This is a genomic window from Anaerorhabdus sp., assembly GCF_036657415.1.
Lineage (GTDB): Bacteria > Bacillota_I > Bacilli_A > Erysipelotrichales > Erysipelotrichaceae > Anaerorhabdus.
In genome coordinates this window covers 1-13,569 of sequence record NZ_JAVXGL010000053.1, presented here as the reverse complement: position 1 = coordinate 13,569, position 13,569 = coordinate 1, and the positions used below count along the sequence as shown (strand labels likewise).

The following is a 13,569-nucleotide window of genomic DNA, read 5'->3' as shown; positions in this document are numbered from 1 at the left end:
TAGGAGGAAACAATGGAAATAAAGAAAAAATATGATGTGGTAATCATCGGTGGAGGGATCGGTGGATTAATGTGTGGCTATCGACTCAGTGAAGCAAATCCAAACCTATCAATCCTATTACTAGAAAGAGGGAATGGACTAGAAAATAGACAATGCCCAATTATCGCAAAGAAAGTAAATCAATGTATTAAATGTGATCCATGTGCAATCATGGAAGGAATTGGAGGAGCAGGTGCTTTTTCTGATGGAAAGTATATCATCTCAACAGAATATGGTGGATGGTTACCCGACTTCATGCCAAAAGAGAAAGTCTTGGATTATATTGAACAAGCAGATGCAATCCTAGTGAAATATGGGGCGCAAAAAGAGAGATATGTACCGAATGATGAATTAAAACGTGAATGTATTCAACATGACCTCCATATGCAACAAGCAGAACTGAAACATCTAGGAACAGATGCGAACTATAAAACCATGTTGAAGATGGTGATGGAACTTCAAGACAGAATCCAAATTGAAACAAGAAGTACAGTAATCGATATCAATAAAGATACAAAAGTAGTCACTATTATAAAGGGACAAGAAACGATAGAAGTAGAAGGGGATAAAATTGTTTTTGCAGTAGGAAGAGCAGGAAGTAGAATGTTCATCGACTGGTGCAAGAAGAATCAGATATCCCTAGAGAATAGCCAAGTAGATATAGGCGTACGAGTAGAATGTCCAGCAATGGTATGGGAACATTTCTCAAAGAAGATCTATGAACCAAAGATATTGTATCGTTCAAAAGCGTATGGAGATATCACAAGAATGTTCTGTTTCAATGAAAGAGGACATGTAGTTACAGAGAATACAGATGGAGTTCTAACGGTTAATGGACATTCCTTTAAAGAATTGGATAAGAAGACAGAGAATTCAAACTTTGCGTTATTGTGTACGATACGGTTTACGGAGCCATTTAATGAACCAATTGAGTATGCAAGGTATGTAGCCTCACTAGCGAACAAAATCAGTGGAGGAAGTGTCCTTGTGCAACGCTTAGGGGATTTAGAATCAGGGAAGCGAACAGATGAGAAACGATTAAGAGAATCAACAGTACGCCCAACATTAAATGCAGTACCAGGAGATTTGAGTTTATGTATGCCAAAGCGACATTTAGATAACATCATAGAAACATTGCATGCGTTAGATAAAGTAGCACCAGGAATCGCAAACTATGATACGTTGTTGTATGGAGTGGAGTGTAAGTATTATTCAGCACGACCAAAGTGTACAAACTTTGAGATTGATGGACATCCTGGCTTTTATGCATTAGGAGATGGAGCTGGATTTACCCGTTCTCTTTCTCAAGCTGCCGCCAATGGTTTAATTGTTGCGGATATTTTAGGAAAATAAGCTGATTTATTTGAAGTTATGATTAAAAGAAACTATAATAGTATAGATAAAGAAAGAGGGAGAATGTATGAGCGATAAAGTATTAGTAGAAGTATCAGCAAGACATGTTCATGTTTCTGAAGCGGATTTAGAAACATTATTTGGAAAGGGTCATAAATTAACACCTAAAAAGGAATTATCACAACCTGGACAATATGCAGCAGAAGAAAAAGTAACAGTAGTTGGACCACGTGGAGAAATTAAGATGTCTATTCTTGGACCTACACGTAAATCAACACAAATAGAAGTTTCATATACAGATGCTAGAACTTTAGGGGTACAAGCTCCACTAAGAGAATCTGGGGATACAGTTGAATCAGCTCCAGTTAAATTAGTTGGACCTGCTGGTGAAATTGAATTAACTGAGGGTGTTATTGTAGCAAAACGTCACATCCATATGTTGCCTGAAGATGCAGAAAAATTTGGTGTAACAAATGGTCAAATCGTTGGTGTAAAAGTTGAAACTGATGGTCGTTCTATTGTATTTGGCGACACTGTTGTTCGTGTACGTGAAGATTTTTCATTAGCGATGCATATCGATACAGATGAAGCTAACGCTGCTGGAATTAGTGGAACAGCACAAGGCGAAATTATTGCTTAGTTTATAAAAGTAGTTCTTTGGAACTGCTTTTTTCTTTGAAGGTTTTCTATTGAAGTAAAAAAAGTTATAATAGATGCAGTAGAGGAAAATAAAATGAAGAAATTCTTATTATATAGTTGTCTATGCTTGGTGCTTCTTACTGGGTGTACACAAGAGAAAAAAGTTATGGATCCAATAGAAAAAGATAAAAAAGAGGATACAATTCCTCCTGTCATTAATGTTAAAAATTATGTATTTGAAACAATGCAAGGAAATCCTATAAATATTGATACAGCTACGGCAATTGATGCATATGATGGTCCTTGTGATGTTAGGGTTTTAGGCACTGTGAATTTCAATAAACCAGGAGAATATTATTTGGAATATCTGGCAACCGATTTAAGTGGCAACGAAAGTAAAGCGTCATTTACAGTTATTGTAAAAGAAAAAATAGAAAATAGTGAATCAACTGCAAGTAGTGATAATCCAAATGAGGAAGGTTGTAATGGGGAGAATGTATATGATCCATCATTATCATGTAACCATATGATTACAGATGTAAATGATATGGTTGAAATCTATCAAGATCAATTTAGTTATAAAAAATGTATGGCAAAAGTTGAAGAAGTTAAAGAAAATGGATTCGACTATGAATGCGTTAAGCTCTATCAAAATGATCAAAAGATTTGGGGTTATGGGTTAATAAAAAAATAAAGTCTCGACTTTATTTTTCTTTTACTATTTTTGCGGGAATCCCAACCGCAGTAGAATTTGGTGGAACATCTTTTAATACAACAGCATTAGCACCAATTTTTGAATTTTCACCAATAATGATATCACCAAGTATTTTTGCACCTGCGCCAATAACGACATGATTTTCAAGTGTTGGATGACGTTTTCCATGACTTGTCCCAGTACCGCCTAAAGTTACTCCATGAAATAACTTTACATAGTCTTTAATAACAGTTGTTTCTCCAATAACAACTCCCATACCATGATCAATAAATAATCCTTTACCAATTGTCGCACCAGGATGAATTTCGATTCCTGTTAGAAATCGAGCTAATTGTGAAATCATACGGGCTAGAAAACGCAATTTAATTTTATATAACAAATGTGCTAGACGATGCCATAAAAGAACATGAATACTAGGATATAGTAAAACTATTTCAAAAGTGTTTCGTGCTGCGGGATCGCTTTCTTTTATATGATGAATTTGTTTCTTTAAATCATCGAACATATAGTTATCTCCTTGAGAATATATCATAAAGGAGATAAGAATTTATTTCAACTACTATATTTATATGACTTTAAGAAAAGTAATTTTTTATTTATAATATAGCCTATATTGATTAGAATAGAGGGCTAATCTTCGTGGTTTATGTAGGAAAGATAAGCAGTACAGGAATATCCAATAATTCTTGACAGTATTTAGTTTTAAATCATTTTTCTTGGTGATATAATGAATTCGAAAAGAGGTATCTTATGATTGTAAATAACATATTAGAAACTGTGGGTAATACACCGTTGATAAAATTAAATCGTTTAAAAGAAGAACTAGGGTTAAAAGCGAATTTATATGCTAAAGTTGAATTTTTTAATCCAGGAGGAAGCATTAAAGACCGAATTGCTCTTAATATGGTAGAAAAGGCTATTGAGGAGGGCGATATCACAAAGGACGCTACTTTGATTGAACCAACAAGTGGGAACACGGGTATTGGTATGGCGATGGTTGCTGCAGCATTAGGAATGAAATGTATTTTGATTATGCCGGAAACAATGAGTATTGAACGAAGAAAGCTTATTGAACATTATGGTGCTCAATTGATTCTAACGGAAGGTGCACTAGGTATGAATGGCGCAATCATGAAAGCGAATGAATTGAAAGAACAAATTCCCAATTCATATATTCTTTCACAGTTTGAAAATCCAAACAATCCAATAACACATTTAGAAAAAACAGGAATTGAGATATTAAATGATTTGAGAAGTATCCATTGTTTTGTTGCAGGTATTGGTACTGGCGGAACAATTAGTGGAGTTGGTAAAGTTCTTAAAAATGCTAATCATAATATAAAAGTAATAGGTGTAGAACCAGCTGAATCACCATTTATTACCGAAGGTAGAAAAGGTCCTCACAAAATTCAAGGAATTGGTGCTGGATTTGTTCCAATGAACTATAATCCAAATGTTGTGGATGAAGTGCTAACAGTTAAATCAGATGATGCAATAGATACAGCAAAAATGATTTGTAAGAATGAAGGGTTGCTTGTTGGAATTTCAAGCGGCGCAGCACTAAAAATTGCAATCGACTTAGCAAAAAAGGATGAATATGCAGGAAAGAATATTGTTGTATTATTACCTGATACAGGAGAAAGATATCTTTCTACTGAGCTATTTGATTAAATCAAAAAAACACTGAGCAATCAGTGTTTTTACGTGGATTAATGAGTATCATCTATAACCAAATTTGTAAGTAACCACTTTCCATCTACTTTTAAGAAAGTAAGTTGATATGTATTAGAATAAGTTTGAGAACGTTCTCCAATATAGACAACATAATCGAACGAAACAGAACCAATCAAAGCATCTTCACCAATTTCAACAACATCAAATACATTCATATCACTGAATTCAATTCTGTCATGTGAAGAGAAGAAACCATTGTTGAAAGAACGAATTGCATCATAGAAACTGGTTTTTGTATAAAGAAGTTTTCTTAGATTTGCGAATGTTTCATCCTCTGTAATGTACATGCAGTAGGTCCGCGCAACCTTTTCAATTAATGCAGTATATTCTTCCATCTCTTCATTTGATGGTTTGGTACCTGCATAAAAATGATCTATCAATGCATCTTTAACGATAATATAGTTAGGGTTAGAAACTTCAATTGTTGGAACTTCAATCATATTATCTAAATAATATTGATTAACAATGGGAGCTAATTCTTGATTATTTAGATTTCCATACGCTGTTGCAGGAATTTCAGTTCTCTTGATTCGATCCTTTTCAATCGGAGTATCATTAATAGTCATTTCAAGATCATCAAGTTGTGTATCAATTCTAAAACTTCTTGCTTCAGTTAATGTACGAACGTTCCATTTATTTTTATTAGAATCTTTTTTAAGCTCTAAAGTAGTAATTGTTTGGCCATCAACAGTCATATCATAATACTGGTAATCACCACCATCATAAGATGTTTTGGTGAAAGCAGCTTTAGATAAATCAACATTACTATAAAACTCTTCTAAATATGCAATGTATTCATCTTTTGTATTAAATTGAGAATATACCTTTTTAGATTCATCATAAATTTCTTCAAAATCACCATTTTTAACTAATTGAACATAATGATTTAGTGCTCCATTAGGTGTAACACTCTCATAGAAACTGAGTCCAATCCAAAGGAGTCCTAAACAAAATGAACCGATTGCGACTAAGACTAAGAATAGACGGACCATCTGAGTATAAAATGCACTATGAACTTTTCCGTGTTTTATCTTCATACTATTTCACAATCCACGCCGTTGGTACGCGACGATCTCCATTCATTGATACTACATTGTTAATGATTTCTCCGTCATAAACCATTACTGTACTTGAACCACCATCTAAGTTTGCAGCATTCATTGCTCCATACTTCATCATAATTTCTATACAATCACTATAAGAAGCTCCAAGTGAAGTTGTTTGTCTACCATCGATAGCGAGTAATAATACAGCACCATCTTCTCTTTGACCTATAATTGTTCGCGGATTCAAACCACCACCTGTTCCAGTAATAGCTACTGGTTCATAGTTAACAATTAGGATAGGTCCAAATGTTACTGCATTTTCAATATTATAAGATAATGCTTGTTCAGCTGTCATATTTCCAACAACAAGTCGATTTTTGTCATTAAATCCAATAATTGAATTGTAATCTGTTAGTTTTCCACTGATTAATTCACCATCTTTAATTACAATACCATAAGGAATACTTCCATCACCTTTTCCGCCTGGATCATCAAATCCACCTGCATTAATTCCGGCAATAGCATTTTCACTTTTTACAAATTCTTCAACAAGGAATCCCTGTTGTTTATCAGTATCCATAAGTAAGTTAACACCGAGATCAATACGTGATGGATCTCTTACAATCATCAATGTTCCTTTATAAGTAGGACCACTGATAGGTATAATTTCAATATTATCTTTTTCATTCTCTGGAATGATGAATTCATCTTCCGTATAATTTGTGATTTGATCTGTTTTAACAAGTGAATTTTTTTGTAAAATTAAATCTATTTCTTCACTTGTAAAAAATAAATGAGCTAATGCTTTTCCACGTCGAGTTTCCATCATTGTACTTGTAATTAAGTTACTTAATGTTGGAGAAGGACCTCTTAATACTATTAACGCGGCTATATAGCTTGTTATTAATATAGATAACACAATAGTAATGACAATAAGGATTGTTTGCTTTGTTTTAACTTTGATACTTGCTTTTATTCTTCGTGCCATATAACCTTCCTTTCCGCAATAAAAAACTAAATAAAATTTAGCTTTTTTATTATAACATACAATTTTGGGTGAATTTTGTGATATTTTCAAAAAACTTGTAAAAGAAAGTGAAACAGTTTATCCTAAATAAGTAATTGAAGGATGAGGATAAAAATGCATAAAAGAGAAATAAGCATAGATTTAATTAAAATACTCGCTTCTTTTGCGGTTATTTGCTTACATATTATAGATATTCCTAACACACTTCTTGATCAAATTGTGTATTATTTAAGTGGTTGTGCTATACCTTTACTATTCATGACAAATGGATATTTATTATTAAATAAGGATAAGATTACACTTAAAAGACAATCAATCAAATCGTTAAAAATGTTGGGTATCGTATTTTCATGGTGTGCAATTTTTAGTTGCTTATATTATTTGAGTGACAAAATTTGGATAAATCCAATTGAGAGTACGGCTCAAGGATTAGTGCAAAAAGGACCAATGTGGCAATTTTGGTTTATTGGAGCATTGATAATTCTACATTTATTTTTACCATTAATTCATAAGATTTTTAAAAATCCAAAATGGGCACTTATTTTAACAATTGCGTGTTTTGTTGTATGTTTTGGTGTAGATATTGCGAATGTATTATTTGTCGCATTAGATAAACCATTGATACAGTCTTATGTTCCACAAACATTTAGACTTTGGAATCATCTTGCATACTTTTTATTGGGTGGATTTTTAGGTAAACCCGAGTTGAAAGAAATGATTAAAAATGAAATTAAACCATGGAAACATTTAATTATACTTATCATATTAAGCGTTGTTATTATTATTTATCAAATTTATATGGGATCACATTATTATGGTACAACATATGCAGAATTTTTCTATGATAACTTCTTTGTCATGGCTTGGAATGTTACATTATTTACATTCATTAATCGTCTAGAACTTCGTAATCGTAAAGTTATTAAAGTAGTAGAGTATATTAGTGTTAATACATTTGGTGTATATGCGATGCATCTATACTTATTAGGGTTATTAAAGTTAACATTTGATTATCAAGCAAAGAGTTTCTTATTATGGGTTCCACTCTTTGTGTTTATTGTAGGGCAAATAATTAGTTCACTGTTAAGATTAAATCGGTTTACAAAGCAGTTAGTCACTTTCTAAAGAAAGTTTGCTATAATGAAATAGGTGATAACAATGGAATTTTTACCAATTAATAGACAAGAAATGTTAGATAGAGGCTGGGAACAGCCTGATTTTATCTATATATCAGGGGATGCGTATGTTGACCATCCTTCATTTGGTGCTGCAATCATTACACGTATCTTAGAGGCCCATGGCTATAAAGTTGTGATGCTATCTCAACCAAACTGGAAAAAAGATGAAGAATTTCTTCAATTTGGCGTACCACGTTTGGGTTTTTTAGTAAGTTCTGGAAATATTGACTCAATGGTAAATCATTATTCAGTAGGGAAAAGAAGAAGAGATAAAGATAATTATACGGACATGGGAGAGATGGGGAAAAGACCCGATCGTGCAACCATCGTATATAGTAAAAAAGTGCGACAATTGTTTCCTAATAGCGCCATTATTTTAGGTGGTATTGAGGCATCATTAAGAAGATTAGCACATTATGATTATTGGGATGATAAAGTTCGTCCAAGTATTTTGTTAGATGCTGATGCAGATTTGGTTTTATATGGTATGGGAGAAAGAAGCATCGTTGAGTTAGCTGAGGCACTTGATGGTGGTTTAAATATCAAAGATATTACATATATTAGAGGATCAGTATATCAAATAAATTCAATTGATTCATTATTTGAACATGAAGTTTTACCAACGTTTGAAGAAATCAAAAAAGATAAAAAGAAATATGCTGAAAGTTTTAAAATTCAACATGAAAATCATGATGCAATCAATGCAACTACACTTGTTGAACCTTATAAAAATTGTTATGTTGTACAAAATCCACCATCTTTACCGTTAACAACACAAGAGATGGATGACACATATAATCTGAATTATATGCGCGCGTACCATCCTCGTTATAAGATGATACCAGCGATTGAAGAAGTTAAATTTAGTATCATAAGTAATCGTGGTTGTTTTGGAAGTTGTAGTTTTTGTGCACTTACAGCACATCAAGGACGAATTATTCAAAGTCGTTCAAAAGATTCAATTGTTAAGGAAGTTGAAAAAATTACAGAGTATCCAGATTTCAAAGGATATATACATGATGTTGGTGGACCAACAGCAAATTTCTATCATCCATCATGCGAAAAACAATTAAAAGTAGGTACATGTAAGCACAGGGAATGTCTACATCCTGAGCCATGTGCAAACTTGAATGTAACTCATAAAGATTATTTAGATATTTTACGCGCATGCCGCGATGTTAAAGGTGTTAAAAAAGTATTTGTTCGTTCAGGTATTCGTTATGATTACTTAATGCATGATAAAGATGATACTTTCTTTAAAGAACTTGTGGAACATCATATTAGTGGTCAATTAAAAGTTGCACCAGAACATGTTTCAAATAAAGTATTAGATATTATGGGAAAATGTAATTTTGAATTGTATGATCGTTTTACAAAGAAATACGAACAATTTAATATTGATGCTCAAAAAAATCAATATTTAGTTCCTTATTTAATGAGTAGTCACCCAGGCTGTGATTTAAATGATGCGATTGAACTAGCAAGCTATTTGAAACGTATTCATCACACACCACAACAGGTACAAGATTTCTACCCAACACCATCAACTTTAAGCACATGTATGTACTATACAGGGATTGATCCATTAACAGGGAAATCTGTCTATGTGGCAAAAGATCCACATGATAAACTATTACAAAGAGCCTTAATGCAATACTCATATCCTAAAAATTATGATTTAGTATATGAAGCATTAAAAAAAGCAAATCGCTTAGATTTAGTAGGGTTAAGTAAAAAATGCTTAATTCCACCAATTCAACGTACAAGTCAACAAGGAAGGGGAAATGACTATGGTAAGAATCGAAAATCAGGAAGCAATTCTAGAAGTAGCAACAAAAGGGGCAGAGATTACTAGTTTTAAAGACAAAGAAACAAATCTTGAAAGATGTTGGCAAGGTGATCCCACTTATTGGGCAGGGAGAAATCCAATTTTATTTCCAATGGTTGGAAATACCAAATCAAAGAAACAAATCATTAATGGAAAAGAATATGCAATGGGCAATCATGGAATAGCACGTTCGGCTGAATTTGAAATAGTATCTGTAACGGAAGATACAATCACAATGATGTTACAATCTAGTGAAGAAACTAAATGCTATTATCCATTTGACTTCAAGTTGATAGTTGCCTATAAATTAATTGGTAAGAAGATTCAAATTACATATACGATTCAAAATGACTCTTCAATTGATATGCCGTTTAGTTTTGGATTACATCCAGCTTTTAAATGTCCTGTAGAAGATGGTGAAAAGTTTGAAGATTACAAGTTAGTATTTTCAAATCAAGAAACTCTTCAAGGAATTCTTGGACCTTTTGGATTAAATAATGAAAGTATTATTCCATGTGACTATAAACTATATGAGGATAATCCAACAATTTGTTTTGAGTATCCTAAATCATCAAGTGTTACATTAACTAACGGAAAACATGGAATCAAAGTTGATATTGTAGGATATCGCTGGCTTGCGTTTTGGACCAAACAAAATGCTCCATATGTATGTATTGAACCTTGGCATGGTCATGGAGATTATTGCGAAGACGAAGTTCCATTTGAAAAGCGTGAGGGAACAATGATTTTGAAACCAAATCATAGCTATGAAACAGCTTATGGTATAGAAATTTGCTAAAAAACATGATATAAATAATTAAGATAAAAGGAGATAATCGGATGTTTAAAATTATTGTTGTTGAGAATTACGATGAAGCAAGTAGAGAAGCATTCAAAGTAATGAAAGAAGTAATTGATTCAAATGAAAGACCAGTATTAGGTTTAGCTACAGGTTCTACACCAATTGGACTATACAAAAAAATGATGGCTGATCATAAAACAGGAACATCTTACAAAAAATGTATAACATTCAATTTGGATGAATATATTGGATTACCAAAAACGCATGAACAAACATATTACACATTTATGCATGATAATCTTTTTAATGGTTTAGATATACCAGAAGAAAATATTCATATTCCAGTAGGAGATTCTGCTAATGTACCTGCAGAATGTATTAAATATGAAGAAGCAATGAAAGAATATCACATCGACATTCAATTATTAGGAATAGGTGGAAATGGGCACATTGGATTTAATGAACCAGGAACACCATTTGATACTTTGACACATATCGTAGATTTACAAGAAAAGACTCGTCAAGACAATGCTCGCTTTTTCGAACACATTGACGAAGTTCCTACTCAAGCAATTACAATGGGTATTGCTACAATTATGAAATCTAAAAAGGTATTGTTGATTGCGACTGGCGAAAATAAAGCAGATGCAATTTACGGTATGATTAAAGGACCTGTTTCTGAAGCTTGCCCAGCTAGCGCACTTCAAAACCATAACGATGTAGTCGTTATTGTAGATAAAGCTGCAGCTAGTAAACTATAAGAGGAGACCAACTATGAAAATTATTGAAACTGTTCAAGAGTTCGATGAACTACTTAAAAACAAACCAGCAGTTATCGTCGATTTCTTTGCGGAATGGTGTGGACCATGTAAGATGATTGCCCCTGTTCTTGAGGATTTAAGTAAAGAACACACAGCGGTTGAATTTGTTAAAGTTGATGTTGATGCATTAGGCGAATTAGCACAACGTTACGGAGTTATGTCAATTCCTGCATTATTTGTCTTCAAAAATGGAGAAATTGTTCATAACACAGTAGGATTTCAAGCAAAACCAGCCCTTGAAGGACTTATTAAATTAGTAGAATAAACAAAATCATGATAAAAAATAAAGAGCTATTTCCTTGAAATAGCTCTTTATTTATGCCTTAAATAAGGGTATAAGCAGAAATGCTGAAAAAAATTGTTTAAAATTACTAAACAAATTGTTTAAAAGATATTGCATTTTTTCTAGCGTTAAGTATAATAATATTTGCGTTTATTAAATGAAAACCATTAGTTTAGTAATGCTAAACAAAGGAGGCGGAATTATGGATATTGGACATCGAATTAAGCAGTTAAGAACAAAAAATAATCTTACCCTTGAAGAACTCGCAAGTCGTTGCGAACTTACGAAGGGATTCTTGTCACAATTAGAGCGTAATTTAACATCACCCTCCATTCAAACATTAGAGGATATCGCAGAAGCACTAGGCACAACATTAGCCAAGTTCTTCCAAGAAGAAAAAGATGGCAAAATTGTCTTTGGAAATGATGATTACTTTGTGGATGAACGAGAGAAAAGCATTATTAATTGGATTGTACCTAATGCACAAAAAAATGAGATGGAACCTATTCTACTAGAATTAGCTGAAGGTGGCGAAAGTCAAGTTGTACTTCCCCATGAAGGTGAAGAATTTGGCTATGTACTATCAGGAAGAATTCGCTTATTTAAAGGCGAAAGTAAAAAAGGATTCTTAATCAAAAAAGGGGAAACGTTCTATATAAAAGGAAATGAACAACATTACCTAAAGAATGATGCAACGCAGGTTGCAAAAGTACTATGGATTTGTACACCACCAATATTTTAGAGGAAAAGGGGAACCTATGAAAAAATTAATTCAATTTAAAAACATTGTTAAATCGTTTGACAATCAAATCGTTTTAAAAGGTATTAACTTAGATATTCGCGAAAACGAATTTGTGACATTACTAGGTCCTTCAGGATGTGGTAAAACAACATTACTTCGTATACTTGGTGGTTTCTTAGATCAAACATCAGGTGAAGTTATCTTTGATGGAGAAGATATCAGTAAAACTCCAGCATATAAGCGTAACTTGAATACAGTATTCCAAAAATATGCACTATTCCCACATTTAAATGTTTATGACAATATTGCATTTGGATTAAAAATAAAAAAATTATCAAAAGACGTTATTGAACAAAAAGTAAACCGTATGTTAAGTCTAGTTGGACTTGAAGGATATGCGAAAAGAAACGTAACACTTTTATCAGGAGGACAACAACAACGTGTTGCAATTGCACGTGCTCTTGTTAATGAACCAGATGTGTTATTACTCGATGAACCTTTAGGTGCGTTAGACTTAAAATTACGTAAAGAAATGCAACATGAGTTAAAGAAAATTCAACAAGAAGTTGGAATTACATTTATATTCGTAACGCACGATCAAGAAGAAGCTCTTACAATGAGTGATAAGATTGTCGTTATGAAAGATGGCGAAATTTTACAAATTGGAACACCAATAGAAATATACAATGAACCAATCAATGAGTATGTAGCACGATTTATTGGAGAATCAAATATTCTTGATGGCGTTATGAAAGAAGATTATCTTGTAAACTTTGATGATAAAGATTATAAGTGCGTAGACTTTGGATTTAAAAAGGATGAACCTGTTGATATTATGATTCGTCCTGAAGATATCGATATTGTAGCTCGTAACAAAGGTGTAATCAATGGTGAAGTTAAGTCAGTTCTATTCAAAGGTGTTCACTATGAAATTATTGTAGAAACAGTGTCAGGAACATCAAAAACAGTTACAATGCATGTTTTAGGTAATAGAGATATTGTAAATGAAGAAGAAAAAGAAAAAATCAGTGCCAGTGATTTCACGATGGACTTAGAAGATGTACCTAATCTAACCAATGGTGATGTTATTGCACGTGCCAATGCACAAGCTTGGAACTTTGATGATGAAGATTTATCAATTAGCAAAGTTACCTATGATGTAAAAGAAGAAAAAGGTGTATATCCTTGTACCTTTGAAACAAGTAATGGGACAAGTGTTACGATTAAAATTACAGTAGTAGAACCAATTTTCACAGCTGATGCTAATAAAGAAGAAGCGGTACAAGCATTTGACTTCTATAAAACAGTTGATGAAATAAAAGAAAGTATCGCATTAGATACAGATTTGAAACGTTGGGCAAA

At 32.8% G+C, this 13,569-nt stretch carries 14 protein-coding genes; 11 read left to right on the top strand and 3 right to left on the bottom strand.

What is annotated here, in order from left to right:
• The first annotated feature begins 12 nt into the window (after positions 1-12).
• The 3 genes from RSB60_RS08065 to RSB60_RS08055 all read left to right on the top strand — a co-directional run bounded on the left by RSB60_RS08065 (position 13) and on the right by RSB60_RS08055 (position 2,725).
• The gene (locus tag RSB60_RS08065; RefSeq protein WP_332615654.1) at positions 13-1,392 is read left to right on the top strand and encodes an NAD(P)/FAD-dependent oxidoreductase; all 1,380 of its coding nucleotides are present in this window, start codon (positions 13-15) and stop codon (positions 1,390-1,392) included.
• A gap of 67 nt (positions 1,393-1,459) precedes the next feature.
• Complete coding sequence (locus RSB60_RS08060) at positions 1,460-2,032, top strand: phosphate propanoyltransferase (protein ID WP_323380911.1); 573 nt, start codon at positions 1,460-1,462, stop codon at positions 2,030-2,032.
• A 93-nt stretch (positions 2,033-2,125) separates the two neighbouring features.
• Positions 2,126-2,725: an immunoglobulin-like domain-containing protein gene (locus RSB60_RS08055; protein WP_332615652.1), complete on the top strand. Its 600-nt coding sequence runs from the start codon at positions 2,126-2,128 to the stop codon at positions 2,723-2,725.
• A gap of 10 nt (positions 2,726-2,735) precedes the next feature.
• Here RSB60_RS08055 and epsC read toward each other — a convergent pair whose 3' ends face one another.
• On the bottom strand, positions 2,736-3,251 hold the full coding sequence (epsC, locus tag RSB60_RS08050; RefSeq protein ID WP_332476162.1) for a serine O-acetyltransferase EpsC: 516 nt from the start codon (positions 3,249-3,251) through the stop codon (positions 2,736-2,738).
• 245 nt (positions 3,252-3,496) lie between these two features.
• On the opposite strand from epsC, the gene cysK reads away from it, so the two are divergent.
• On the top strand, positions 3,497-4,417 hold the full coding sequence (cysK, locus tag RSB60_RS08045; RefSeq protein WP_323380915.1) for a cysteine synthase A: 921 nt from the start codon (positions 3,497-3,499) through the stop codon (positions 4,415-4,417).
• A gap of 38 nt (positions 4,418-4,455) precedes the next feature.
• Here the strand turns inward: cysK and RSB60_RS08040 are convergent, their stop codons facing one another.
• Both RSB60_RS08040 and RSB60_RS08035 read right to left on the bottom strand, forming a co-directional pair.
• Entirely contained in the window at positions 4,456-5,517 is a 1,062-nt protein-coding gene (locus tag RSB60_RS08040; RefSeq protein ID WP_332615650.1) for a hypothetical protein, read from the bottom strand.
• A gap of 1 nt (position 5,518) precedes the next feature.
• Positions 5,519-6,514: a phosphodiester glycosidase family protein gene (locus tag RSB60_RS08035; protein ID WP_332615648.1), complete on the bottom strand. Its 996-nt coding sequence runs from the start codon at positions 6,512-6,514 to the stop codon at positions 5,519-5,521.
• A 153-nt stretch (positions 6,515-6,667) separates the two neighbouring features.
• Here RSB60_RS08035 and RSB60_RS08030 point away from each other — a divergent pair, with 153 nt between their 5' ends.
• The 7 genes from RSB60_RS08030 to RSB60_RS08000 form a co-directional block, all read left to right on the top strand.
• On the top strand, positions 6,668-7,678 hold the full coding sequence (locus RSB60_RS08030; RefSeq protein ID WP_332615646.1) for an acyltransferase: 1,011 nt from the start codon (positions 6,668-6,670) through the stop codon (positions 7,676-7,678).
• 33 nt (positions 7,679-7,711) lie between these two features.
• Positions 7,712-9,586, top strand: a complete 1,875-nt coding sequence (locus RSB60_RS08025) for a YgiQ family radical SAM protein (RefSeq protein ID WP_332615644.1) — start codon at positions 7,712-7,714, stop codon at positions 9,584-9,586.
• A complete protein-coding gene (locus RSB60_RS08020; protein WP_332615642.1) occupies positions 9,522-10,358 on the top strand; it encodes an aldose 1-epimerase family protein in 837 nt (278 codons plus the stop codon). The genes RSB60_RS08025 and RSB60_RS08020 overlap by 65 nt, the downstream gene beginning before the upstream one ends.
• Before the next feature lie 41 nt (positions 10,359-10,399).
• Positions 10,400-11,122: a glucosamine-6-phosphate deaminase gene (gene nagB, locus RSB60_RS08015; RefSeq protein ID WP_323380921.1), complete on the top strand. Its 723-nt coding sequence runs from the start codon at positions 10,400-10,402 to the stop codon at positions 11,120-11,122.
• Positions 11,123-11,135: 13 nt separating this feature from the next.
• Positions 11,136-11,447 carry a thioredoxin gene (gene trxA / locus RSB60_RS08010; protein WP_323380922.1) on the top strand — a complete coding sequence of 104 codons (312 nt, stop codon included), beginning with the start codon at positions 11,136-11,138 and terminating at the stop codon, positions 11,445-11,447.
• 220 nt (positions 11,448-11,667) lie between these two features.
• Entirely contained in the window at positions 11,668-12,207 is a 540-nt protein-coding gene (locus tag RSB60_RS08005; RefSeq protein WP_323380923.1) for a helix-turn-helix domain-containing protein, read from the top strand.
• 16 nt (positions 12,208-12,223) lie between these two features.
• Positions 12,224-13,569: ABC transporter ATP-binding protein (locus RSB60_RS08000; protein WP_332615639.1), on the top strand; the 1,346-nt coding region annotated here is incomplete at its 3' end.

Coding starts and splice junctions, on each gene's coding strand:
- RSB60_RS08005 (WP_323380923.1), top strand. CDS start 11,668: ATGGATATTGGACATCGAATTAAGCAGTTAAGAACAAAAAATAATCTT.
- trxA (WP_323380922.1), top strand. CDS start 11,136: ATGAAAATTATTGAAACTGTTCAAGAGTTCGATGAACTACTTAAAAAC.
- RSB60_RS08035 (WP_332615648.1), bottom strand. CDS start 6,514: ATGGCACGAAGAATAAAAGCAAGTATCAAAGTTAAAACAAAGCAAACA.
- RSB60_RS08030 (WP_332615646.1), top strand. CDS start 6,668: ATGCATAAAAGAGAAATAAGCATAGATTTAATTAAAATACTCGCTTCT.
- RSB60_RS08060 (WP_323380911.1), top strand. CDS start 1,460: ATGAGCGATAAAGTATTAGTAGAAGTATCAGCAAGACATGTTCATGTT.
- RSB60_RS08055 (WP_332615652.1), top strand. CDS start 2,126: ATGAAGAAATTCTTATTATATAGTTGTCTATGCTTGGTGCTTCTTACT.
- RSB60_RS08020 (WP_332615642.1), top strand. CDS start 9,522: ATGGTAAGAATCGAAAATCAGGAAGCAATTCTAGAAGTAGCAACAAAA.
- epsC (WP_332476162.1), bottom strand. CDS start 3,251: ATGTTCGATGATTTAAAGAAACAAATTCATCATATAAAAGAAAGCGAT.
- RSB60_RS08065 (WP_332615654.1), top strand. CDS start 13: ATGGAAATAAAGAAAAAATATGATGTGGTAATCATCGGTGGAGGGATC.
- nagB (WP_323380921.1), top strand. CDS start 10,400: ATGTTTAAAATTATTGTTGTTGAGAATTACGATGAAGCAAGTAGAGAA.
- cysK (WP_323380915.1), top strand. CDS start 3,497: ATGATTGTAAATAACATATTAGAAACTGTGGGTAATACACCGTTGATA.
- RSB60_RS08025 (WP_332615644.1), top strand. CDS start 7,712: ATGGAATTTTTACCAATTAATAGACAAGAAATGTTAGATAGAGGCTGG.
- RSB60_RS08040 (WP_332615650.1), bottom strand. CDS start 5,517: ATGAAGATAAAACACGGAAAAGTTCATAGTGCATTTTATACTCAGATG.